We start from the raw sequence: 24,950 nt of genomic DNA on the forward strand, positions 1-24,950 counted from the left end.
TTATGAAGACAAAGAATTTATTATATTTACTTTTATCGCTGGGCATTTTTATCGGATGTACACCGGAAGAAGGAGAAGTGCTCGATTTTAGTAATGTTGAAATTGAGAAAGTAGAGTTAGGTGCAGATGCTGAGCAGTTGATCGCTGATGGGGTGGCTACTTTGACATTGGACCCGAAACTTTATCAAGTAGCGGAGGGAAAAGATGGGGAGAAAGTGTATGGTAGAATACCGGTAGATAGGATTTCCGAGGATATGGTTAAGTATTTCATGGAGGATGGGACGGAATTGGAGGGACCGGAATACAGAACGACAGATATGTCAAAAGGTAAAGTGAGTTTTTATATCACGGCGAACGGAATGAAATCCGATTTGTTTACCGTGACATTGCGAAAACCTTTTGCGGAGGATGTATATGAAACAATTACTTATCCGGTAGTATTTCACGTGGCACAAACTACAGAGAGTGTAACTGGTGGTGCGAAGTTAGATGCAAGTTTGATTTATGAGTTTTTCAACACGATGATGAAAACTTTTGAGCGTAAAGTAGCTTTTGGTCCAAATAGTGTTGATACTCGAATCCGTTTCCAATTGGCAGAATATACTCCTGATGGAACAAAAATGCAGGAAAAAGGGATAAATCGGTGGTCGGCAGCTAAGGAGGGAACGGATTGGTACTATTTTTCACAGAATGTTGAAGGAGAGATCAAAGGTTATCAGGCTAAAAAACTTTTATGGGATTATAAAAAGTATTTGAATATTTGGATTGTAGAAGATTTGGGAACATCAGTTGCAGCTCCTCCTGCTTATATATTGAATGGAACAGAATTCTTGGAGGGGATACCTAGCATGCAGGAGAAAACTGAGGAGGAGTTTGAAGCGATGGAGAAAGATGATTGGAGGCTTAGCGACATCGGTATGATGTTTGATATTGCGCAGTTTTCGACAGGTGATGGTTTACGGTGGGGACAACTTGGTCAAGTAGGTATGTTTTTCGGATTGTTGCCGACAGAGTTCACAGGAGTGGAAGGGATAACATCAGATTATTGCGAGGATACCGTGCCTTATGATATTTACCGGGAAGAGTGGTATGATGATAAAGGAAATGATGTTAATAATCGTTTGAAGATAACCGAGAATGGATTGTTATTTTATTCCACGAATATCATGGATTTCTATTCTTTTAGAACTGACATTACCATGGATCAGATGAAACGTATCCGTACTATCACAGATAACTGTCCACTCCGTTGGGCTTGGAAGAGCAAGTGGGCATTCACGGGAAAAGAAGATTAATAATAGTCTTGTATGTTGTGAATTAAGAGAAGGGGGAAGCTGAAAAAGGCTTCTTCCTTACTCTTCTTATGTTGTAATGTGTGACTTTTTGAATTGTGTGTTTATGAATAGAGGATGTCGTATTTTCTCTGTCCTGCTGTTATTGGTTTTTCTGGTGAGTGGTTTGGTAGCCCAGCCTCATTTAAAATTTAACGAGGGGGGACGGTTTAAGGTCGTGCAGGTGACTGATATGCACATTAACTTGAAGAAGGGGCAGTCGGAAGTGTGTTTTGAATTGTTGGAGGAGGTGATTCGGGAGGAGCGACCGGACTTGGTGGTGTTTACGGGGGATCAGGTGACAGAGTTGAATCCGCGAGCGACATGGGGACGGTTGGTGGAGCAAATGAAAACGTGCGGGGTGGCATGGACGATGGTTTTCGGAAATCATGATCACGAGCAGGGAATGAGTCGGGAGGAGATTTACGAGATGGTGAAGGAGGCTCCCAATTGCTTGATGAGCAAGGGGAACGTGAAGGGTGTCGGGAATTACGTGTTGGAGATAGAGGAGAAGCAGAGCCGGGCGACGGCTGCTGTGCTTTATTTTTTGGATTCGCATAGTAATTGCGAGTTGAAAGAGGTGGGGGGATACCAGTGGGTGGATTTTTCACAGATAGCTTGGTTGCGGGAGCAGAGCGCAAGACGAGAGTGTCCGTCGCTGCTGTTTATGCATATCCCGTTGCCGGAATATAACTATGCTTGGAACGGGAAGACGTTCGGGGTAAGGTTGGAAGAAATTTGTTGCCCGCGGCTGAATAGCGGGTTGTTTACCGTGTTGAAAGAGTCGGGGCAGGTGATGGGGGTGTTCGCGGGGCATGACCATGAAAATGACTTTATAGGTGTATATTATGATATAGCGTTGGGATACGGGCGTGTGTCCGCCGGGAAAAATGCCTACGGGTGTTTGGAACCGGGGGTGCGGGTGATTGAATTGACAGAAGGGAAACGGGAATTTGAAACGTATGTCCGGCTGAAAGGCGGGGAGGCGAAAAACAGATGCAAGTATCCGGTAGATTTTGAAGACTTGAAAAAATTGAAGTAATGATTAGATTGTGTTTTGTGTTGTTTGTGTGCGCTTTGCTCATTTGTCCGGCAATGGTTGCCGGACAGGGCAAAGATCGTGAGATTAAAGTGACTTGGGACAAGGAGAGCCCGGTGAAAAAGATTGTATCCCCGACGAAAGGGAAGGTGAAGAACGTGGTCTTTATGATTGGCGACGGTATGAGTCTGATGACGATGTATTCCACTTGGGCTGCCAACCGGGGAAAGTTGAATATTGAGAATTGCCGATGCGTGGGGTTGGCGAAGACTTATTGTTATGACCGTTTGATTACCGATTCCGGGGCATCCGGTACGGCTTTGGCGACAGGACATAAGACTCGCTACCATTCGGTGGGGGTTGATCCGGACGGGAAGCCGTTGACTACTTTGACGGATTTGGCTGCCGCTAAAAAGAAGTCCACGGGGGTAGTGGTTACCTGCCGTTTGAATGATGCCACCCCGGCGGCTTTCTGTGCGCACAATAGTGACCGGGAGCAGGCGGAAGCGATTATCGCAGATTACGTGGGGTGTGGTGTCGATTTTATTTTTGGTGGCGGTAAGCGGTATTTTTGTGAACGGGAGGATGGTCGCGATATTATGGAAGAGATGCGGGCGTTGGGGTACCGGACTCCGGAGAATAAGGAGCAATTGGACGCTATCGAAAGCGGAAAAGTGCTTGCCGTTTGGGCGGATCACGATTTGCCTCGTCCGGCAGAGCGGGGAGAGATGCTGACGGAGGGTACCTTGAAAGCCTTGGAACTTTTGTCACGTAACAAAAAAGGTTTTTTCCTGATGGTGGAGGCGTCGCAGATAGACGATTACGGGCATTCCAATCAACTTCGTCCTCTGGTGGAGGAGGTACTGGATTTTGACCGTACGATAGGCAAGGTGTTCGAGTGGGCGGCTGCCGACGGGAATACGCTGGTGGTGGTGACTGCCGATCATGAAACCGGAGGACTGACTTTGGTGGGCGGTGATTTGGAACGAGGTGAGATCGTGGGTAAGTTTTCCACGGGTAGCCATAGCGGTGTTATGGTTCCGGTTTATGCCTTTGGTCCCGGGGCGGAAGCGTTCACGGGTATTTATGAAAATACCGATATTTTCGAGAAGATTAAATCGCTGTTGAAATTATAAAGAGATGGTGAAATATATTGCATTGTTTTTTATCCTTGTCGTGTGGGCGGGAGCGGGGAAGGTTGCTTGCGGACAACGGGATGTTACCTTTATCATTGCGGCTGATTTGCATTTCGATTTTTTGCCCGAGACGGATCAGTACTATCACGTGGTGGCGATGAATCGGGTGCCGGGACATTTCGTGATGCCCGACGGGGAGGTGATTAGCCGGGTGGATGGCGTGGTGATAGCCGGTGATATATTTGACCGTTCCCGTCCGGAAATCATTGACCTTTACCGTCAGCGGTATGAACGCGGGGAGGGGGAAAGGCGGATTCATTTTCCGGTTTATCCCGGTTTGGGGAATCATGATTTGGACGTGGCGAAGGATGGCGCACCCAATAACGAGGAACATTTGCAGTTGATAAAGAATTATTTGGATTCTCTTTTGGCTGTTCGTTTGCGAAACGGGGAGATTCTGAACTGGCATCCTTCCAGCCGGAGTTATTCGTGGAACGCGGGGGATGTGCATTTCGTGCACGCGCAACGGTACGCGGGAGATACTTCCTATTGCGAGAGTAATTTGGAGTGGTTGAAAGCGGATTTGCAGACGTACGCTTCCAACGGGGAACCGGTTGTTTATATTCAGCACTATGGCACGGACTCGTGGGCAATCGAATGGTGGCCTCGGGAGGCACGGGAGGAGTTGTTCGATGTGCTTGATAAATATAATGTTGCCGCTTTCTTTGCCGGGCATACGCATACCGCCATGATGCCGGAGTACCGGGGATACCCGATTTACGAGGTGAATAACGCTTGGAAAGACGAGGATGGCAATGGCTCTTTTGCCGTGTTGCGCATCAAGGATGACCGGGTGACGGTGGCTTCCTGCCGTTGGAAAAACGGGGAGGGGGAGTTGGAAACGGTGGAGCCGGTGTTGAATCGTACGCTTCCGGAAAAGGCTCGGGAGAAGATTCACTATAACGCGTTTTCGCATAATGACTATTGGCGCCGCCGTCCGTTGGAGGACGCCTTGTCCTGTCGCTTTAATTGCGTGGAGGCGGATTTGTGGCTGATAGACGGGGACGTGTACGTGGGGCATAGCAAGCCGTTTTTTCGTCGAGCTGCCCGCACGTTCGAGAATATGTACTTGAAACCTTTGGTGGCACGGATAGAGGCAAACGGGGGAAAGGTGTATCCCGGTAGTGAACGCCCTTTTTTCTTGATGGTTGAGTTTAAAAGTGATGCGGAGGAACTCTATCGAGTGTTGAAAGAGAAGATGAAACCTTACCGGAAATATTTTTGCTCGCTGGACGAGGGGGAATACCGGGAAGGAGCCGTGTTGCTTTTTATCTCCGGTAAACGTCCCACGCGTGTGTTGTCGCGAGAACAGAGTCGCTTTATGTTTCTCGACGGGATGATTCGGGATCTCGGGGTTGGGAAGCCGACTACGTTGATTCCGGTGGTCAGTGATCATTATTCCCGCTATTTTACTTGGCGGGGGAGAGGGAAGATGCCGGAAGAGGAGTACAGGAAGATGAAGGAGATACTGGATAAGGCTCATGGCGAGAATAAGCTTTTCCGCTGGTGGGGGGAGCCGGAGAGAAAAGCGGTGAAGAAATTGTTTTTGGAGATAGGTGTTGATTTGGTGGGTACGGATGATTTGAAGATGTTACGTAAGTTGCTTGAATGATGAAAATAATAAATACGGCGTACATGGCGTTGTTGCTGTGTGTGGCTTGTTCCGAGCCGAAAGATTCGGCGATTAATGCAGTCAATCCTTTTGTCGGGACGGGGTTCCACGGGCATACGTACCCGGGGGCAACGGTGCCGCAAGGGATGGTGCAGTTGAGTCCGGATACGCGGCGAGGGAATTGGGATGCCTGTTCCGGTTATCATTATAGTGATTCAACTCTGTTCGGGTTTTCGCACACGCATTTGAGTGGGACGGGTTGCATCGACTGGGGTGATATTCTGGTATATCCCTCTTCCCGAGAGCTTTCGCCTGACGGGACTGCCGACTGGATGCCTCCTCATCCGTTTTCTCATGAACGGGAAGAGGCTATGCCCGGTTATTATCGGGTGGAGTTGCCCGCGGAGGGGATAGAAGTGGAACTGACCGCTACCCCTTACACGGGAGTGCATCGTTATACTTTCGAGCGGGGTGGCGAGGTGTCGATTGTTGTGGATTTGGCGCACGCGTTGAGTGACGATAAAATCAAAGAGGCACGGATGGAACGAACCGGTGATAACGAGATACGCGGGGGGCGTAATACTTCCGGGTGGGTGGATAATCAGCATATTTATTTTATAGCCCGTTTCTCCCGTCCGTTTCATTCTCTACGATGGGTGAAAGGGGGAAAAACGGTTGATTCTGTCGATTCCATCACGGGAGAAAGATTGCAGGTTATTGCCACGTTCCGTCTTTTACCGAAGGAGTCAGTGGAAATGTACGTGGGGTTGTCGTGTGTCAGCGAGGAAAATGCTCGCGATAATCTGGAACATGATTTCACGGGAGATGGATTTGACCATTTCCGCCGGGAAGCGGAACAACGGTGGCGGCAAGTGCTTTCCCGCGTACGGGTGAAGGGGGACACGTCGGCTGAATGTGCTAATTTTTATACCGCCTTGTATCATAGTTTTCTCACGCCCAATTTAGTCAGTGATGCCAATGGTGACTATCGGCGTCATGATATGAAGACGGGTAAGGTTGACGGTCGCCGTAAGCAGTATTCTACTTTTTCTTTGTGGGATACTTTTCGAGCATGGCATCCTTTGATGACGCTTCTGGATACGACTTTGGTCGGCGATATGGTCAATTCCATGCTGAATATTTATGATGTCACGGGAGAACTTCCCATTTGGTCGCTTTCCTCGGGTGAAACGAATACGATGATTGGTTATCACGCCGTTTCCGTGATAGCGGACGCCTATTTGAAAGGCATCCGCGGTTTCGATGCCCGCCAAGCGTTGGAGGCGATGACTCGTTCTGCCGAGAAAAATGCCAAAGGGGCGGCTTATTATACCCGTTATGGTTTTATTCCTTCCGATTTACGTCGGGAATCCGTATCCTGCTTGCTGGAATTTGCTTATGACGATTGGTGTATTTCCCGTTTGGCTACGGCATTGGGAGAGAGTGAAACAGCACGGCGTTTCGCTCTCCGTGCCGGTAATTACTCGAATGTATTTGACGGTTCCGGTCGTTTTTTTCGTCCCAAGCGATTGGACGGTAATTGGGAACCGGCGTTTGACCCTTGCCGGGTTGGGCGTGCTTACACGGAGGCTAATGCTTGGCAATATCGTTTCTTTGTTCCTCATGATGTACGGGGGATGATACAGCTTTACGGGGGAGAGGCGATGTTTCTTGCGGATTTGGATTCTCTTTTCCATGGGACTTCGACGGTCGAGAGCGATTTGCCCGATATTACCGGATTGATTGGTCAGTATGCTCATGGCAATGAACCGAGCCATCACATGGCGTATCTTTATACTTACGCGGGACAGCCTTGGAAAACGCAGGAAATGGTACGTCGCATCTTGAAAGAGATGTACCGACCGACTCCTGACGGCATTTGCGGTAACGAGGATTGTGGGCAGATGTCCGCTTGGTACATTATGAGCAGTCTGGGGTTCTATCCCGTGTGTCCCGGTTCCAACGAGTTTATTCTCACGTCCCCTTTGTTTCCCGAGGCGACGATTTGTTTGGCAAATGGTAAACGATTGGTCATTACAGCCAATGAGCCCGCTTCTAATACTTACATCCGCCGGGTGTGTCTGAATGGCAGGGAAATGAAGCGTTGTTTTATTACTTACGAGGAGTTGATGCAAGGAGGTGAGTTGTCGTTTGAACTTTCAGCGGAGCCTTGTACGGAATGGGGCGGTTACGGTTCGGGGCAACCTTATTCTATGACTCGTGATAAGCAGGTTGCCATTCCCTATGTTGCGCGAGACCTTTATCTTTTCGAGGATGGCGTTGTTTTTGAAATAGGATGTACGACTTCCGGTGCCGAATTGCATTACACGCTGGACGGTAGTGAGCCTACCCCCTTTTCTCCCTTGTATCACGAGGCGATTCGTTTGGATTCTTCCGCGATTCTTCGTGTGCGGGGTTTCAAGGAGGGGTATCTCCCCAGTCGATTGCTGGAATTGCCCGCGGTAAAAGCCGTCTATCGTCCTGCTGAAAGACCGCACGCCCTGAATAAAGGTTTTCGCTATCGCTATTACGAGGGTAAATTTACCGGCGTGGAGGATATGGAAAAGATTCAGCCCGCGGATTCCGGTTATATGCCCGTGATTCGCATCGACCAAGCTCCTCGTGAGGACCACTATGGTTACATTTGGGAAGGCTGGATTCGGGTGCCGTCACGGGGTGTTTACGAGTTCGAGTTGAAGTCTGACGATGGTAGCGTACTTTACGTCGGTGACCGGAAAGTGGTTGATAATGACGGTTCTCATGCAGCCGTGTCGGCGTTCGGGCGCATTGCCCTGCAACAGGGTTATCATCCCTTTCGACTTCTCTATTTCGAGGATTACGAGGGGCAGTTTTTGGAATGGAAATGGAAAAAAGTGACTCGCTAGAGTGAGTGTAAGGATAAATAAATTATTAACAGTATATTTTAGAATATGAAAAAAGTAGTACTATTGTTGGTTTGCGTGATGTTTGCTTCTCTATCGGTTGAGGCGCAAGGTGTGAAGTTCGAGTCGGGTACTTGGGATAAAGTCTTGGCTCAAGCAAAGAAGAAAAATAAAGTAGTCTTCGTGGATGTCTATACCACTTGGTGTGGTCCCTGTAAGCAAGTGGCAACTAAAGTTTTCCCCCAAGAAAAGGTGGGTGCGTTTTATAACTCGAATTTTATCAATTATAAAATAGATGCCGAGAGTCCGGAAGGTAAGAAATTCACGGAGAAATATCCGGCGGATGCTTACCCGACATTCTATTTTATCAATGGTAAAGGGGATGTGGTGCATAAAATGACGGGAGCCGGAAACGCGGAGCATTTTATTTCCGAAGGGAGAATGATTGCCCTGTACGAGCGTCACGGGGGAAAAGATAATTTTGTGGCAGCCGTGAAAAACGGAACAGCCGATAGGGATATGCTGTATGAATATTATCAATCTGCCAATGAGCGTAATAAGCCGGCAGCCGTGAATCTTTGTTTGAAAGCTATGCCGACCGAGGAATTGATTAGCAAAAATAATAAGTTACTCGAAGAGATGTCTGTGTATGACAAGGAACTGATGACTCGTTTGGTGGATGAAACGATGAAGGTTAGCAATGACGGGCGGATTTTGGATGAGAAGTTTTACGGGGATTTTATTTATTACACGGTGTTTCCCGTGCAGTATCATATTTCCAGATTTTTGAAACAGAGTATTCAAACGGCAAACTGGGAATGGTTGAACGAATTGTTGGTTTTGAAAGCGAAGTTCGCCGATTATGGAGGGAAGATATACCCGAACGGTAACGTGTTGGATGGAGATTTGGATATCTCTCGAGGGCGTGACTTGTTTTTTGCTACGCCTCAGTATATTAAGCTTTGCTATTGGGCGGAAAATCGTGTTGGGGAAGAGGAGTTCAAGGTGGAATTTCCCCGTTTTATGGAACGGCTGATGCAAGAATATCCCCTCGATACTTTGATGAAGGCGGAGAAGGATCGTGTGATAGATGAGATTCGTAAGGAAGGGCAGACGGAGTTTTTGAAATCGTTTGCCAGTGGTATTTTGAAGCGCGGGGAACTCACGACACCCCGTATCGTGGAGTGGACGGATTATTTCTGGAAACTTTCACCTTCGGATGAAAAGACTAAGGAGTCGTGTAGAGAGTGGGTTCTTTATGCTTTTAATGCGAATCGCTTGTATGGTGAAACGGCTTTTTATGTAGCTGATTTTTTGGCTCGAATCGGGTATTTCGAGGATGCCAAGACAGTGCTGGAACAAGCGATTTATTTACAGAAAGATATTAGGAGTGACAATAAAGCACTTATGAAAGAGTTGGAATGGAAATTGAGGGATGTGAATAACCGGAAGTTGTAAGTAGAAGATAATGCATTTTTGTGGTTACCGCCACTTCTGTTTCATTGATACATGAAAACGGGAGTGGCGGAATTTTTTTTCGCGGCGGATACCTCTTTTGCCTTTCTGAATTGTTATATGGGTGTATATTAAATTAAAAAAAATGATTATGGAATTTTGTAGTAAGTTATCGTGTATTTTGTTGTGTTGTTTTTTAGTAGGGAACGGGAGAGGCATGGCGCAAGAGGTGGTTTACCGGGATTATACCCGGCAGGAAGCCGCTTTGCTTGATTCGTTGAAGAAGGAAGGGGTGTTGCCTTTATTCAAGGGAATGCGGGCGTTGCGGCAGCAAGCGCGAGGGGTGAAGGAGAGTACCCCGGTGAATATTGTGCCTCGGCGTGCGGGGAAACGGGAGATGACACCGGAGAATATAATCAAGGAAAGGCGGGCGAGCGTGTTGACGGTAAATAAATACCAAGGAGTGACGACACGTCCGGATATGGTTTACGGGTGGGCAACAGCCGTCGTGTTGACAGCGGACGGTGTTTGCGTGACCAACTTTCACGTGTTTTGGGAATTACTTGATCCGGCAGCGAAGTTGAACCCGGCGGATAGCGTGATATTCGTGGCGACAGAGGACGGTCGGGCTTACCCTATCACGGAAATTCTCAGTTTTAACAAAGCGGCGGATATGGCTTTCTTCAAAATTGATACCCGGGGGGATGTGCTTACCCCGATGCCCTTGGGCGATGATCTTTCGGCGGGGGCGAACGTGCATTTGTTGAGTAACCCGGAAGGCTACCCGTACGCGTACACGCACGGCAGGGTGTCACGGACGATTGCCTTGAACCCGGGTGATCCTTTTTCCCGCAGGATGGAGATGACCGCTGATTTCGCGAAAGGTTCAAGTGGCGGTCCGATCATGGATGACCGGGGAAATATGGTGTCGATGGTATCGAGTATCCGTGCGATATACTTTTCCAATCAACCGCCTTATCATTTGCAAATGAACGTGAAGTTGACCATTCCGGTGAGTTCGTTGCGGCGGGTGATAAAATCACCAAAACAAAAGTGAAAAAATTTTGGATGAGATATTAATGTATTTCCAAATGGAATTTCAGTATTGGATTAATTGAATAAATCATTACTTTTGCAACATCATGGGTGTTGTTATTAAGTCAGATAAAGAGTTTGAGAAATTCTTTCGGGAGAATTTTCCAGCCGTGCAGGCGTTTATGCGACGTTACACGGGTGACGATGAATTGGCGGCAGATTTGGCGCAGGAGGCATTCATGCGAGTGTTTGAGCGGCGGGAGGAGATTATTTCCGTGGAGTACGGGAAGGCCTTTTTATACACGGTGGCGAGGCATTTGTACTGGAATCATTGTAAACATCAACGTGCGGCGGAGCATTATTTCGCACAGTTGGATGAAGATGATGCGGATGATTATAATTTTCTGGAAGAGGCGACACGTCAGGAAACCATACGGATTTTGTACGCGGCAATAGAGCAATTGCCACCCCGGACTCGTGAGATTATTCGATTGAATTTGGAAGGTATGAACAACACGGAGGTTGCCGAAGAGTTACAGATTTCCGTGAACACGGTGAAAGATTTGAAGAAATCGGCTTACGTGACATTAAGAGGTTTATTATCAAAAAATTATTTCCTTATTTTGACGTTCCTTTTGAGCGATTAAATGTTAAAATCGTCTTTCTTTGAATTTTTTTTGCTGTTTTACCCACCCACTTGGGTTTTGAAGTAATCTCTAGGGTAAAACAATAATAATTATATGGATTTATTAGAACGACGGATGATGATTGCCCGGCTGATAGCGAAAGAACTGACGGGAACAATGGACGAGAGGGAACGGGAGGAATTATCCCGTTGGCTCGCGGAAGACGGGCGACATCAAGAGGAGTACGAGCGGTTGAAAATATCGTTGGAAACAAACGATAAAGTGTGGGAAGAACAAGCCGCGGGACGACGGATGACAGATGCCCGTTGGGAACTCACGAAACAACGGATAAGGAAACAACGGCGTATCGTGTGGAGCAGATACGCGGCGGCGATTGTACTGCCGCTGGCAATAGCGGCTTTCTGGCTTATGAGCCGGGATACATCACGGGAGCAAATACCCGTGCAGACTGTTGCCATTACTCATGGTGTGGTGAAGGCCCAATTACAATTGGCTGACGGGCGCAAGGTCGAGTTGAACGATACGACACGATTACGCATAAATGAGGTGGGAGGAACAGAAATCCAAACATCGGACAAAATGGTAAAGTACACGGGGAGTGATTCCGTGGAGATACCGTTAGCGGGCGAGAGGTATAACACGTTGAGAGTACCCCGCGACGGAGAGTTTGCCTTGGAGTTGGCAGACGGAACACGTGTTTGGTTAAATTCCGAGTCAACCTTAAAATATCCCGTTCATTTTACCGGAGACCTGCGGAAAGTGGAGATGACGGGAGAGGGATATTTCGAGGTGGCGAAGAATGCCGGGAAACCCTTTGTCGTGGCGGTAAATGGTGTGAATGTTAGGGTGCTGGGTACAAGTTTCAATGTTTCGGCGTACAGCGAAAGGGTGGTCACGACGTTGGTCGAGGGGAAAGTACAATTGCAAAGAGGAGCAGATAGCGTGACCTTGATACCTAATCAGCAAGGTATATGGCGGAACGGGAAACTCGGGTTCGAGGTGAAACAGGTTGAGGCTAGGAATTATTCGTTGTGGCGTGAGGGAATTTTTTATTTCGAGGATACGGATTTGGAAACGATTTTGGATGTCATGGCTCGCTGGTATAACGTGAATATTTTTTACGTGAACCCGGGGGTGAAGTCCATGAAGTTTTCCGTGGAAGTTAAACGCTACGAAAATATAGAGCAAATATTAAGAAGAATAGAACAGACAAAACGAGTGAAATTTGATATAAAAGATAGAACTATAAATGTGTGTGAATGAAAAAAAGACAGGTAACGCCCCCACGCTACCTGTCAGAATACATTCAATAAATTAATTCAATGTAAAATTCAGAAACAAAGTTATGAAAAAAAAGTGTAACTCGAGTGGTCTTATGAAAATAAGACTACATAAAAAGTTGTTGACTATGAAATTTTTTGTGCTTTTTTTCTTGTTATCCGTGTCTGTGTCGGCAACGACTTATTCGCAGGAGGCAAGATTGACACTTTCGCTGGAAGATGTTTCTTTAACGGAAGTATTCTCGGCGATTAGAAAAAACACTGCGTTCACGTTTATTTATAACGTGGATGACGTGAGAAGTTTGCGGGTGAAATCCTTGAATGTGAAGGATGCCACGGTGCAACAGATTTTAGATGAGGTTCTTCATGGAACGGGATTTGTTTATCGGATTGCAGATGAGGTGATAGTGATTCAGCCGCAGGATACGAAAGAGGAAAAGAAATCTATTCGTTTGAAAGGATTCGTGTACGACACGAAAAAGCAACCTTTGCCGGGAGCGACAGTGAAATTAGTGGGAACGTTGATGGGAACAGTAACGGATGTTAATGGTCGATTTTTATTAGAATTACCTGTGTTAAAAGGTCAATTGGAATTTTCTTTTATTGGCTTTCTCAATCAAGTTGTAAGTTTTTCAAAAGAAACAGCAATAGATACTTTGCGTGTGATCATGCAGGAAGATGTGAAAATCCTTGATGATGTTGTGGTGACTGGGTACGCAACGATTAATCGTGGCAGTTACGTGGGGGCGGTAACACAATTACGAGCAGAAGATATACAAATTGCAGGAGAGGCTACGATTGATCAGATGTTGCAAGGATGGGTACCTGGAATGTCAGTTATTAACAAAACGGGTAAAGTCGGAGGAACGCCGAAAATTCGTGTTCGAGGTACTTCAACGTTATTAGGTAATCAAGAACCGCTTTGGGTCGTAGATGGAGTAATTCAATCAGATCCATTTCCTATTCCTGATGATGCAAGTCCCTTATCATCCGAAATGGATGAACTGCGGGAAACAGCCGGGAATGCTATTTCTTGGTTGAATCCTAATGATATAGAAACGATTACGGTGTTGAAAGATGCATCTGCTACTGCTATTTATGGTACTCAAGCAACGAATGGAGTAATCGTGATAACGACTAAAAAGGCAAAAGGAGAAGGCTTGAATATTTCATACAACGGGAGTTTGAGTGTCGGACAGAAACCTTCGTATCGTTTGTACGACATGATGAATTCACAGGAGTATATGCGATTTTCTCAAGAATTGTGGGAGGATCGGAACAGTTACAATCAGAGGGTGTTGAATGTTGGTTATGCTGGATTATTGAAAAGATATCAAGCTAAAGAGATTACGAGAGAACAGTTTGAAGCGGAATTTCACAAGATGGAACATACGAATACGGATTGGTTTGATTTGTTGTTTAGAAACAGTGTAAGCCATAACCATAATTTGAGTATTTCTGGAAACGGAGATAAACTTTCCTCTCGTTTTTCCGTGGGGGCAAACCGAACGTTGGGAGAGGCTGATGGTAACGATCTGTTTTCATTGACTGCAAATTCAAATAACACATTTCGATTGAATGAACGCTTAATATTGACTTTGCAATTAAATGGAAGTTATCGTCAGACAAATAATTTTGCATATGGTGTGAGTCCTTATAGTTATGCTATGAATACGACACGCGCTATTCCTCTACGAGAAAATAATGAATATTTTTACTATGAGAAGTCAGGATCCATGAGTTATTCAATTGCTGATAAATATTCTTATAAATATAACATTAAGAACGAGATTGATAATACAGGAACTAAAACGGATGCAAGCGTGCTCCAGGCAGCTTTGAATATTAATTATAAATTCTTAAAGAAGTTTGAATTTCAAGGAGGAGTCTCTTACTCGTTGGCTTCGAATAAAATAAAATCATGGGCTACGGAGTATTCTAATTATATCGCTAATATTCGAGGGTATGATATGGGTGAGGTGATAGCTAATTCTGCTGAAGAATTAGCGAGTGTTCTGCCTTTTGGTGGTCTTTTGCAGCAAGAGAATGCTTATAATCGAAATTGGTCTATTAGAACTACTTTAGTGTATACGAATGTTTTTAACGAGAAACATAGAATGACGGCAAATTTAGGCTTTGAAGCATTGTCCAAGCTACAAGAAGGTAATGTCGATTTGCGTTATGGCTATTTGTATTATAGAGGTGAGAAATTTGCCACGGTACCTAAAGAGATTACTCAAGTGAACGGATTGTATAAAAATAGTGCAGATTTACATGAACGGATGCGTGCAGCAGCTTCGGTGACGAACACGAAATCAAACACGTTAAGTGAATATTTTACGCTAGTTTACAGCTATGATGACCGGTATGTAATCAATTTGAATACTCGTTTAGATGCCTCCAATCGATTTGGACAAGACAAGAATAAACGATTTAATCCTAGCTTTTCATTAGGGGGTAAATGGAGAATTGGTAATGAACCTTTTATGAGTTGGGCTTCAAATTGGTATGATATGTTTGATATTTCAGTCTCTTATGGTTGGCGAGGAAATGCGGTAACGGCGGTATCTCCTTATATGATCGCTACAGACGGAGGTTTGAGTAGCTATTCCAAACAATACACGTTAAAATTGAAATCATTGCCTTATCCTGATTTAGGATGGGAGAAAACAAACGATTGGAATGTTGCTGTTGATTTTTCTTTTTTTAAAGGAAGATTGGCAGCGGGTTTTAGCTTTTATAATAAAATAAGCCATGTACTTTCTTCTCGAGAGGTTCCTGTCGAGAATGGAGTTGCAACAGCTTATATTGATGGTACTGAAATGGGTAATAGAGGATATGAATTATATGCTTCAGCAACTCCGGTTCGTATGAAAGATTTTACTTGGTCTATTTCTTTTAACACGAGTAAAGTAAGGAATAAATTGAAAAATAGTGAAAGGGAGAACACGAGAGATGATTATATTAATGGAGAGGCGTTAGTTGAAGGTGAACCCTATAGAACTTTTTATGCATATAAATTTAGTGGTTTAGATCCTGAGAACGGATATCCAACGTTCGAGTATATGGATATAGAGCCGACATCTAATGATTTGGATTATTTAGTGAAAGTTGGATGTAAGGAACCGGATATTTCTGGTGGTATTAATACTGCATTTCGTTATAAACGTTTGCATTTGAGAATGAATTTTGCCTTTTCAATAGGAGCTCAAGAGTTTTTGCAAGCGTTCTTTGCATCTGCAGGTGCTCCTTCTCCAGATCAAAATGCCCCGCGGTATTTATTTAAACGTTGGAGAAAGTCTGGTGATGAGAAAATTACAAATATCCCTTCTATACCATCAGGAAATCCAACTCAGATGAATGTACAATTACCAACGGAATCTAATGTCCTGTTGAATTCCTATACCATGTATAATTCATCGGATATACGGGTTGCGGATACAGATTTTATACGTTGTCGTTCTATTTCGTTGCAATATTATTTACCAGAGCATTGGTTGACCAAAATAGGGATCAGGCAAATGTCGTTTTCTGCCAGTTTGTCCAATCCATTTTTTATTGCTTTCGATAAAAAGTGGGAAGGACGAGATCCAGAAACGTCTGATTGGCCTGCTCGAAAGACTGTGTCTTGTGCGTTGAGTATTAATTTTTAATGTGTTAAAATGATGAACATCATGAGAAATGTAATAATGATATGTTGTTTTTTAGCTGGAGTCTTTATTTTAAACTCTTGTAACGATTTTTTAAAAGAAGAATCTCAAAGTGAAGTAATACCTAAAACAGCATCAGATTTTTCTGAATTATTAATGGGTACAGGATACCCTTCAGTGGGGTATGAGGGGGGACCTAGTTTTTCGATTGTGGCTTTGTTGGATGATGATTGTGAATTGTGGTTGACGTATGAGGGATCTAAGCCTTATGCGAAGGTTGGAACGACGTCTGCTGTTACGTCCTTCCCGATTTATACTTGGCAGCCTTATTTGGCAGATTATGATGGTTATAATGAGGCGATAAATGAATCTCCGAGTTCAACAACTTATGCTTCTTTTTATAAAAAAATTATGGGGTGTAATGCAGTATTGGATTATATTGATGAAGCTCATGGAGATCAGGCTGACAAAGATCGGGTGAAAGCAGAGGCTCTGGCAATACGTTCATTGCTTTATTTTCAATTGGTAAATCTTTACGGTGAACCTTATAATTATAATAAGGAGGCTTTGGGGGTTCCTGCAAAGTTGAATGCCGATTTGACAGAAGAACCAATAAAACGTGCAACCGTAGCTTATGTGTATGAAGAAATTGTATTGAAAGGACTTCAAGAGGCGGCCCGGTTGATGGATCCTCTTGAAATTGTTCGGAAAAATTACAGGGTAAATCAACCTGCTATTCATATTCTTCTTTCTCGGGTATATCTTTATATGGAGCGTTATGAAGAATGCATTGCAGAAGTGAATAAAGCGATTGAACAGGGTGCGGTTCTTTTAGATATGGTGAATTCTTTAGATGTGATACCATTAAGTGGTAAGCGTTATAAATTAATTACATATGATAATCCCGAAGTTGAATGGCTTTTTGGTGGGAATGTAGGTGGCGTAACAGATGCTTATACTTCTGGAACAGCTCCACATTTTAGGGCTTTGTGGGATGAAGAAAATGATCGGCGTTGGCTTGCGTTCAATTTTCAGTATCAGGGCAATGCCGTTTATGTAATGAAACCATCAGGACAGGGTGAGTATGGGCAATCAGTTCGAACTGCAGAGGCTTATTTGAACAGGATGGAGGCTTACGCTTTATCAGGACAGGAAGAAACTGCATTGAAAGAATTGAATGATTTTAGAAAATTACGTATTATCGATTATATAGCTGAGAATTATAATGGGGAGGACCTCCTTGAACAAATTCGATTGGAACGTCGAAAAGAACTTTGTTTTGAAGGGCACCGATGGTTTGATTTACGTCGTTACGGAATGCCTGAGATAAAACATGTTTATATGTATGAACCTGGAGGACCTACTTACGAATTCGTGTTGGAAAAGGAAGATCCTATGTATACATTACCTTTTCCCAATAGTTTGCTTTTGAAGAATTCGGCTTTTGTTCAAAATGAATCTCGTGAAATGCCCGAAAGGCAAGGTAATATGGTGAATGAATAAAATAATATAATATGAAGAGATTTCTATTTATTGCAATTTGTTTTCTAGGAACGTTTGTGTCTTGTAAAGAAGAGAGAAATGTTTCGGGAACTTTAGATATTGTGGAAGACTATGTATTGCCACAGGAAGGAGCTTCAACTGCGGCAAATGAATTCATTTTAAATATTTATAAAACATATGGTTCGTATTTTTTGTATGATTACACTTCAGAAGATGCATTGTGGAATATAACTTCAACTTCAGGAAATACAACTAGCGTGATTGTAAAGGGAGATCCTTTATACGTGGAGACTATGTTAAATTTATTGAATGATGTTTGGTTACGGTATTTTCCAGAGGAATTTTTGAAAAAAGGAGGAATTCCTTATAGGGTTTATTTGGCAGATTCTTTATATGATGTTATGACGAATGGTAGAAAAACTCTTTATACGTATAAAGCAAGTGGAAGTTCGTTGATTGTGACTGGTTTAAACGAAAAATTATTGACGATTAATGATGATGCTGAGAAGAAAAAAGCTTGGAAAGATACATTTATTGATGCCATGTGGAGGTATTATGTTAGTGTCGGAGTATTGGAAATTCCAGATGATTTCTACGCAGGAACGGACTATACGACGGAGCCCGAAGTACCTCTTTCTGAGCCGGAAAATTTGTTAAAATACCGTCAAAGAGGATTTTTACCTAGTAAATATAATGCTTCTTCGGGTGATCCGAATGAATGGTACAGTAGATGGACTTGGTCTAGCGCAAAATCAAATGATTTAAATTCGTACATGTATCATTTGTTTTCACGGACAGATGAGGAAATGGAAGAATATTTAAGTAATCCTGATTATGTGCTAATACAAAAGAAATGGTATATTTTGTTGGATTATTTTAAAGATTGTTGTAATGTAGATCCAAGGAAAATAGCGAATGCAAAATTCGAACAGTGAAAGTTGCAATTTAAAATAAAAGCATATGAATAGAATATTGTTGTGTGTATTATGGTTTTTTACGACCATTTTTAATCACGTTTTGGGCCAAGATTACGATTCTCGACTGACTCTTGCTCCTTGTGAAGTTGTTGCAGGTCAAAATTTGAATTTGACATACAATCCCGTTGGAGGTTCTTTAGAAGAAGTTAAAACGGTGATAGGGATTGTTTATACATATGATTTTTATCAATGGAAAATCTCGGATGTACAACTTGAACTAAAAAAGGATGGATGTTGGAAAGGTTCATTTAACGTGCCGGATAATTGTGGTTGTATTGCTTTTAAATTTCAAGATTCTTACGAATTGTCACCTCGAGTGATCGATAATAACGATAATAAAGGTTTCGTGTACATGGTCAAAGATCATGATGGTAAGGTGATGCCAGGAGCGTATTTAGGATGGGGTATTTTTCATAAACCGTCTTTGGAAGATGGATTTGGGAATTATTTTGCAGAAGGATACGAGGAAATATCGTGGGAAATAATGACTACTTGGTTGAATCGAGAAATGGATGTTTATAGTTGTAATGGGCGTTATTATTTCAGTGTAATGAAAGACATGTTGAAAAAACAGTATGGAGAGAATAGTGGTGTTGGTATAAATTCTTTATTAAATACACTCGAGCAACAACCCAATTTAACAGAGAAAGAGTATATTGCTATATATGATACATATAGGTCCGATTTGAAAAATCGGACGAAAGCCGATGGTATGGAAAGAGTACTTTTGCAAAAATTTCCTCATGGAGCTTTGGCTCGTTTGCGCGCGGCAAATACGTTGAATACGTTGTCTGGAGATCAATTTATGGTGGCACAGCGACAATTTAGGAAGGACTTTCCGATGAGTGAATGGCAGAAGCATTCAGATCCGTATGGATTTGTGTATAGAGGGGTGTATAAAGGCTTGATCTCTGCTTTTTGGGAGGCAGGAGACTATAAAAGTATTAAAGACATATTGCCGGAAATGAATATGGCAATGCTTTCTGACGCATACAGAAAAACGGTAGAATTTACTTTACGAAAGACAGATGTTCCGGCGACGGTGTATGTTGACCTTTCGAGAGCCATGATTGACCAAATGGTTGCTAAAGTAAATGACGGTTCTTATATGGAGCGAATCAAGTATTCTCCTAAGCAAGCGGAAAAGTATGCTCGCTTGTTTTTGAACTATTATATAGGTATTCATGCACATGTGGCAGTTAAATGTGGGCGTTATGAAGAAGCAGTAGCCGTTAAAAATTTGTTACCTGTTGAAAGTCGTTATGATTTTTATCCTTCTGGAAATGAAGCGTATGTGGTAAGTTTAGAAAAACTAAATCGGAAACAAGAGGCTATTGATGCTATGAAAAATTCCGCTAGAGCGGGAATGATGACTCCGGAATTGTTTCATAAATTGAGAACTTATTACGATAGTTTAAGCAAGAGAAAAAAGAAGGAGAATTTTAATATATGGCTGGAGGAATTGAAAGCTCCAGAAAAAGTTATAGAGATAAAGAATAAGCTTCGGGAAAAAATGGTGAATGAACCTTATGAACCTTTTATTTTGGAGTCTCATAATGGAGGAGTTGTAAATTCTAAAGATTTTGGAAACGCTATCGTTGTGCTTGATTTTTGGGCTTTATGGTGTGGTCCTTGTATAGAAGCTTTATCGGGCATGCAAATGGCCGTTGATCGTTTTCAAGGAGATGAAGGCGTGAAATTTTATTTTGTTCTGACGCAAGACGAGGCTCGTGCACAAGCAATAGATAAATTGTGGGAAAAAAAGAATCTTCGGGATATGGAAGTACTTTATGATGCTTACAGACCGGGACGTTCTAAAGAACGTGATGCTGTATTTCGTGCTTTAAAATCCGGACCGGTAGGTATACCGTTTAAAGTGATATTAAAGAATGGAAAAATTCGTTACCGTTCACAAGGATATGGTGGAAGCCCTAGCGGATTGATGGATGAGATCTCTTATGTAATTGAAATGTTAAACGAAGAAAAATAATGAAATTGAGAAATGTATTGATAATCCTGCTGCTCGTTGTGGTAGCAGGATTCGCATCTTCTTGCCAAAAGAAGAAGATTTATTTACTTACAGGAAAATTGCCTATTTCTTTCGATGGATGTAAAGTATTTATTTCTCCCGCCACTTTTTATTTTCTTCCGGAAAAATCGATGCCAATAGATAGTACTGTTGTGCGTGATGGAAGATTTCGTTTTACAGGAACGATTGACGAGAATCCTACAGTGTTTGTTGTCACGATAAATGATTTAAAGGAGCGAGGTTTGGATAGAGGAAATTCTTATCCAGTGATTGTTGAAGAAGGCGATATTACAATGGTTTATGACTCGTTAGGTGTTGTTATTACAGGCACATCTTTGAATGAACGTTATTCAGAACTTATTGGAAAAGGACAGCGTGATTTACGGCGTAAACAATTACAACTTTTACGACAAAGGGATAGTTTGAATGCAGAAAAAACGCTTTCTTCTAATGAGTTAAATAAGTGGTATAGTGAGTCATATCGAGATGCGTTCCAAAAGTATGAGATTAAGTCCGCAGAAAAATTTATAGAAGAAAATGCGGGTACTATTGTTGGAGATTATTTTTTCTTTCAATATGCATTTAATCAATACGATAAAACATTCCTTGATACAATCTATTCTAAAATTAATCCGAATTTACTGAAGTGCTATGAGTTGGTGATGAAGGAACGCAAAGAAAAAGAGGATTATCTTTATTCAGCTCAAAAAGAGACGAGTGTGGGGAATCCATTTCGGGAAATAATCAGTTATACACTTGATGGAAAGGAGGTGCGGTTGTCTGAATTGGTGAAAAAGCATAAACTTGTTTGTGTAGAATTCTGGGGATCGTGGTGTGTGCCTTGTATTCAAAAGATTCCTTCATTAAAGAAATTATACAAAACATATGAGCAGAAGGGATTGGAAATATTGGGGGTATCGCTAGATTGTAATCGGGAGAAATGGAAAAGCTCCTTGGAAAAGCATCAGCCTGCAGGAATACAGGTTTGTGATTTCAAGGGATGGGATAGTCCGGCACGTCAAGATTATGGATTTTCAGCTATTCCTCGTATTGTGTTGATAGATAGTATGGGTAAAATTATATCATGGAATTCACATGATCTAGAGAAAGTGGTAGAAAAATATTTTGAAAAATAAGAATTTGTTTTAAAATGAATAAAATTCGTATATTTGATTGTTATACAATAGGTTGAATGGGATGGTTTTCAAAATTTTAAGGTCGTAATCATATTTTTATGAGAGAAATCGTTTGGCAATTGTTTTTAGCGAATGACAAGGTGATGTTGAGACTGGTAGTTTGAATTATTATTCGGGAGGAGAACGTAAGATTATAGAATTAGATAGTGTTTTTGTTACTAATATGTGGGGGGTATAATTAAAACCATAAATGGAGAGGTGTGGCAAAACACACCTCCCTTTGTTTTTTTGGGGAAAAGGAAGGGTTTGTCATTAAGAATAGGAAGAAGAAAAGGAGAGGAGAAGGTGAGAACGGGCTACAACTCCAGTACAACACTTGACGACCACCAGTTTAACTCCGGAGATGTCGAATGTTGGTTGATTATGGTTGAGAACGTGAATGAATTGCCATGCTTTATTTTTCCCTGTTTTTAACCCATGCGTAACGGGAAATTTTCCTAAAGTTTATATAACAACTTTTGAAAAATCATGTGATATGGTGTATTTCCTCGAATGATTTTGTATCTTTGTTCTGAATTTATCGTAGAAAAGTGGTATGAAAGCTTTCATGAAATATTGTGTGCTGCTTATTTTGGCGGTAGTCTATCTGGGACAACGGGTAGATGCCACTCGCTACATGGAAAAGGTAGTGAGCCAAGAGAGGCTTGTTTCCAATGAAAAGGAGGCTTTCGAACGCTTGGCAATGTTGACGGCGATGAACGGGAATGCGCTACCGGTGAACGTGGTGCATGAAGTGTCTAACATACAGCCTCCCTGCCGTCATTTACAAAGAAATAGTTTCTCGATTCAGTTCGAGGAGTATAAAAGGGTATTTACACCTTACTTCAGGTATGTCGAAAATGATTATCTCGACTTTTTCGCGTTAAGACAGGACGGGGGATACTACGTCTTTGCTTTGCGTGAAATCATTGTATGATTTAGGTTTATTTCGTGGGAAAACTTTGCTCGTTCGTGAACGGGTGAAGTGTGTTTTGGTGTGCTGAAATTTAAACATTATAAATTATACATAGAAATCATAATCATGGAAACAAAATTTGACTATATAGATGACGTAATCTTGAAAGTAGATGAAGGTAAAGTAGAGAAAAAGAAAAAATCACCCGTGAAACCCTTGGGCTTGTTGATCGTGGGAGCCGCAATTCTTTGGGTGGGGGCAAATCATATCAACACGGCACAAAGCGATACGCTTTCTTCTATCATTATTATGCTCGGGTTGGCTGTTGTGGGTTGGGGAATTATGGCATTTATCATTAAAAAAGAAAAGTACGTGTACAAACCGACGGGAAAAGCCATGAAAAAGCACAAAGTGTACGTGGCTGCCAATCAATCTTCACAGTTGTATGATATCATTGAACAGAATAAATTTGATAATCTTCAGTCATTGAGTCGTTCTGATCAATCCAATTTGAGTTTGGAAGTATTTTGTAGTGAAGATGAACAATACGCTTTATTGCAGGTGATGGAATTTGTTCCTTACAACGATGTGCCGAGAACTGAGGTAAAAGTTTACGAGGGAACTCCTGCCAAACAAATAGCTTACTTCTTAAAATAGAAAGGGTTTTCCTTTCTATTTTGGTTTATAAAGTTTGTAAAGTTTATAAGGTTCATAAAGTATTTAGAATTAGTTACTTTATAAACTTTATGAACTTTCTAACTTTATGAACTCTTCTGTATTCCCAATTCGGCAGCGACCTTGAACATGTATTCTCGGGCTTCTGCGGGATCGTTACTTATGATGCCGTCGAGGATAGCTTCCTTGATGGCATTTTTAATATCTCCGATAGCTTTGCACGGGGGTAAATTGAAGATTTCCATGATTTCCTCGCCGCTTACCGGGGATTGGAAGTTCCGGATGGCGTCTTTTTCCTCGACTTCTTTTAATTTTTGACGAACGATCCGGAAATTGTGCATGAAGCGACGCACTTTCTCTTCGTTCTTGGAAGTTATATCCGCTTCGGCAAGGGTCATTAAATCGTCGATGTCGTCCCCGGCGTCAAATAAAAGACGGCGGACAGCCGAGTCGGTTACGATTTCTTCCGAAAGGACAATTGGACGCATGTGCAGGAATACGAGTTTTTGCACGTATTTCATTTTTTCGTTCTGGGGCAGTTTGAGGCGGTTGAATAATTTGCCGACCATGCGTTCGCCGACGTGGTTATGCCCGTGAAATGTCCAGCCTTGTCCCTGCACGAATTTTTTGGTAACGGGTTTGCCTATGTCGTGAAGCAAGGCTGCCCAGCGAAGCCATAGATTGTCTGATACCCGGCTAACGGAATCCAGCACGGTCAACGTGTGATAGAAGTTGTCTTTATGCCCGATACCGTCCACGGACTCTACTCCCTTGAGTGCGGTGAGTTCCGGGAAGAATACCTCCAGTAGCCCGGATTGTTCCAGTAATTTCAGCCCCACGGAAGGACGGGGGGATAGCATGATTTTATTGAATTCATCAATGATACGTTCTTTCGACACGATTTTCAGACGCTCTTTGTTGGCGATAATGCCCTCGAAAGTGATCGCTTCAATCGTGAAATTCAATTGAGAGGCAAAACGAACGGCTCGCATCATGCGTAACGGATCGTCCGAAAAGGTAATCACGGGGTCGAGCGGGGTTCGTAATATCCCGTCTTCCAAGTTTTGTATTCCTCCAAACGGATCGACCAGTTGCCCGTAGGTATCTTGATTTAAAGAGATCGCCAAAGCGTTTATCGTGAAGTCTCTGCGTTTTTGATCATCGTCAATGGTTCCTTCTTCCACGATCGGTTTACGGGAGTTCCTTTGATAGGATTCCTTACGTGCCCCGACAAATTCGATTTCCATTCCTTTGTATCGAAACATGGCTGTCCCGAAGTTTTTGAACACGGAAACAGTCAGATTGCCCAATTGTTTTGCCGCGGTTTTTGCCAATTCTATCCCGCTACCTAAAACTACAATGTCAATGTCTTTGGAAGGGCGTTTTAAAATCAAGTCGCGGACATATCCCCCGATCACGTATATCTCTAAACCTTTTTCTGCTGCTATTCCGGATAAGATTTTAAAAATGGGATGAGTTAATTGCATATTTTGAGGCATAAACTTTAGTAAACTGATTCGCGTACAAAATTATCAAGTTATCCCTTAC

Annotated in this window: 18 protein-coding genes; 17 read left to right on the plus strand and 1 reads right to left on the minus strand. The window is 42.8% G+C overall.

The features are described 5' to 3' along the window. Window positions 1-2: 2 nt before the first annotated feature. The 17 genes from CS948_RS01975 to CS948_RS02050 all read left to right on the plus strand — a co-directional run bounded on the left by CS948_RS01975 (window position 3) and on the right by CS948_RS02050 (window position 23,384). Window positions 3-1,295, plus strand: coding sequence for a hypothetical protein (locus CS948_RS01975; RefSeq protein ID WP_099290080.1), 1,293 nt, complete (start codon window positions 3-5; stop codon window positions 1,293-1,295). A gap of 103 nt (window positions 1,296-1,398) precedes the next feature. Continuing rightward, window positions 1,399-2,373 (plus strand): metallophosphoesterase family protein, encoded by a 975-nt coding sequence (locus CS948_RS01980; RefSeq protein ID WP_176554867.1) that lies wholly within the window; start codon window positions 1,399-1,401, stop codon window positions 2,371-2,373. Continuing rightward, a complete protein-coding gene (locus tag CS948_RS01985) occupies window positions 2,364-3,506 on the plus strand; it encodes an alkaline phosphatase (RefSeq protein WP_255301840.1) in 1,143 nt (380 codons plus the stop codon). The genes CS948_RS01980 and CS948_RS01985 overlap by 10 nt, the downstream gene beginning before the upstream one ends. A gap of 4 nt (window positions 3,507-3,510) precedes the next feature. After that, window positions 3,511-5,178 (plus strand): metallophosphoesterase, encoded by a 1,668-nt coding sequence (locus tag CS948_RS01990; RefSeq protein WP_099290083.1) that lies wholly within the window; start codon window positions 3,511-3,513, stop codon window positions 5,176-5,178. Beyond that, on the plus strand, window positions 5,178-8,063 hold the full coding sequence (locus CS948_RS01995) for a GH92 family glycosyl hydrolase (protein WP_099290084.1): 2,886 nt from the start codon (window positions 5,178-5,180) through the stop codon (window positions 8,061-8,063). Before CS948_RS01990 ends, CS948_RS01995 begins: the two co-directional genes overlap by 1 nt. Before the next feature lie 45 nt (window positions 8,064-8,108). Further along, entirely contained in the window at window positions 8,109-9,518 is a 1,410-nt protein-coding gene (locus CS948_RS02000; RefSeq protein ID WP_099290085.1) for a TlpA disulfide reductase family protein, read from the plus strand. A 148-nt stretch (window positions 9,519-9,666) separates the two neighbouring features. Beyond that, a complete protein-coding gene (locus CS948_RS02005) occupies window positions 9,667-10,572 on the plus strand; it encodes a serine protease (RefSeq protein WP_099290086.1) in 906 nt (301 codons plus the stop codon). An 85-nt stretch (window positions 10,573-10,657) separates the two neighbouring features. Beyond that, window positions 10,658-11,197 (plus strand): RNA polymerase sigma factor, encoded by a 540-nt coding sequence (locus tag CS948_RS02010; RefSeq protein ID WP_099290087.1) that lies wholly within the window; start codon window positions 10,658-10,660, stop codon window positions 11,195-11,197. 93 nt (window positions 11,198-11,290) lie between these two features. Continuing rightward, complete coding sequence (locus tag CS948_RS02015; RefSeq protein WP_099290088.1) at window positions 11,291-12,460, plus strand: FecR domain-containing protein; 1,170 nt, start codon at window positions 11,291-11,293, stop codon at window positions 12,458-12,460. A gap of 145 nt (window positions 12,461-12,605) precedes the next feature. Beyond that, on the plus strand, window positions 12,606-16,130 hold the full coding sequence (locus CS948_RS02020; protein WP_099290089.1) for a SusC/RagA family TonB-linked outer membrane protein: 3,525 nt from the start codon (window positions 12,606-12,608) through the stop codon (window positions 16,128-16,130). Between the two features lie 21 nt (window positions 16,131-16,151). Then, on the plus strand, window positions 16,152-17,630 hold the full coding sequence (locus tag CS948_RS02025) for a RagB/SusD family nutrient uptake outer membrane protein (protein WP_176554868.1): 1,479 nt from the start codon (window positions 16,152-16,154) through the stop codon (window positions 17,628-17,630). An 11-nt stretch (window positions 17,631-17,641) separates the two neighbouring features. Further along, window positions 17,642-18,565: a hypothetical protein gene (locus CS948_RS02030; protein ID WP_099290091.1), complete on the plus strand. Its 924-nt coding sequence runs from the start codon at window positions 17,642-17,644 to the stop codon at window positions 18,563-18,565. A 25-nt stretch (window positions 18,566-18,590) separates the two neighbouring features. Next, on the plus strand, window positions 18,591-20,597 hold the full coding sequence (locus CS948_RS02035; RefSeq protein WP_099290092.1) for a TlpA disulfide reductase family protein: 2,007 nt from the start codon (window positions 18,591-18,593) through the stop codon (window positions 20,595-20,597). Continuing rightward, window positions 20,597-21,772 (plus strand): TlpA disulfide reductase family protein, encoded by a 1,176-nt coding sequence (locus CS948_RS02040; RefSeq protein WP_099290093.1) that lies wholly within the window; start codon window positions 20,597-20,599, stop codon window positions 21,770-21,772. Before CS948_RS02035 ends, CS948_RS02040 begins: the two co-directional genes overlap by 1 nt. A 306-nt stretch (window positions 21,773-22,078) precedes the next feature. Continuing rightward, the gene (locus tag CS948_RS21535) at window positions 22,079-22,246 is read left to right on the plus strand and encodes a hypothetical protein (RefSeq protein ID WP_176554869.1); all 168 of its coding nucleotides are present in this window, start codon (window positions 22,079-22,081) and stop codon (window positions 22,244-22,246) included. Between the two features lie 121 nt (window positions 22,247-22,367). After that, window positions 22,368-22,748: a hypothetical protein gene (locus CS948_RS02045; RefSeq protein ID WP_099290094.1), complete on the plus strand. Its 381-nt coding sequence runs from the start codon at window positions 22,368-22,370 to the stop codon at window positions 22,746-22,748. Between the two features lie 105 nt (window positions 22,749-22,853). Beyond that, a complete protein-coding gene (locus CS948_RS02050; protein ID WP_099290095.1) occupies window positions 22,854-23,384 on the plus strand; it encodes a hypothetical protein in 531 nt (176 codons plus the stop codon). A gap of 104 nt (window positions 23,385-23,488) precedes the next feature. Here CS948_RS02050 and CS948_RS02055 read toward each other — a convergent pair whose 3' ends face one another. Then, complete coding sequence (locus CS948_RS02055; RefSeq protein WP_099290096.1) at window positions 23,489-24,889, minus strand: CCA tRNA nucleotidyltransferase; 1,401 nt, start codon at window positions 24,887-24,889, stop codon at window positions 23,489-23,491. Window positions 24,890-24,950: the final 61 nt, after the last annotated feature.

It is taken from the genome of Butyricimonas sp. Marseille-P3923, from assembly GCF_900184685.1.
Lineage (GTDB): Bacteria > Bacteroidota > Bacteroidia > Bacteroidales > Marinifilaceae > Butyricimonas > Butyricimonas muris.

Coding starts and splice junctions, on each gene's coding strand:
- CS948_RS01975 (WP_099290080.1), top strand. CDS start 3: ATGAAGACAAAGAATTTATTATATTTACTTTTATCGCTGGGCATTTTT.
- CS948_RS02010 (WP_099290087.1), top strand. CDS start 10,658: ATGGGTGTTGTTATTAAGTCAGATAAAGAGTTTGAGAAATTCTTTCGG.
- CS948_RS02045 (WP_099290094.1), top strand. CDS start 22,368: ATGAAAGCTTTCATGAAATATTGTGTGCTGCTTATTTTGGCGGTAGTC.
- CS948_RS02020 (WP_099290089.1), top strand. CDS start 12,606: ATGAAATTTTTTGTGCTTTTTTTCTTGTTATCCGTGTCTGTGTCGGCA.
- CS948_RS02030 (WP_099290091.1), top strand. CDS start 17,642: ATGAAGAGATTTCTATTTATTGCAATTTGTTTTCTAGGAACGTTTGTG.
- CS948_RS02025 (WP_176554868.1), top strand. CDS start 16,152: ATGAGAAATGTAATAATGATATGTTGTTTTTTAGCTGGAGTCTTTATT.
- CS948_RS02055 (WP_099290096.1), bottom strand. CDS start 24,889: ATGCAATTAACTCATCCCATTTTTAAAATCTTATCCGGAATAGCAGCA.
- CS948_RS02005 (WP_099290086.1), top strand. CDS start 9,667: ATGGAATTTTGTAGTAAGTTATCGTGTATTTTGTTGTGTTGTTTTTTA.
- CS948_RS02035 (WP_099290092.1), top strand. CDS start 18,591: ATGAATAGAATATTGTTGTGTGTATTATGGTTTTTTACGACCATTTTT.
- CS948_RS01995 (WP_099290084.1), top strand. CDS start 5,178: ATGAAAATAATAAATACGGCGTACATGGCGTTGTTGCTGTGTGTGGCT.
- CS948_RS02015 (WP_099290088.1), top strand. CDS start 11,291: ATGGATTTATTAGAACGACGGATGATGATTGCCCGGCTGATAGCGAAA.
- CS948_RS01990 (WP_099290083.1), top strand. CDS start 3,511: ATGGTGAAATATATTGCATTGTTTTTTATCCTTGTCGTGTGGGCGGGA.
- CS948_RS02000 (WP_099290085.1), top strand. CDS start 8,109: ATGAAAAAAGTAGTACTATTGTTGGTTTGCGTGATGTTTGCTTCTCTA.
- CS948_RS02050 (WP_099290095.1), top strand. CDS start 22,854: ATGGAAACAAAATTTGACTATATAGATGACGTAATCTTGAAAGTAGAT.
- CS948_RS02040 (WP_099290093.1), top strand. CDS start 20,597: ATGAAATTGAGAAATGTATTGATAATCCTGCTGCTCGTTGTGGTAGCA.
- CS948_RS01980 (WP_176554867.1), top strand. CDS start 1,399: ATGAATAGAGGATGTCGTATTTTCTCTGTCCTGCTGTTATTGGTTTTT.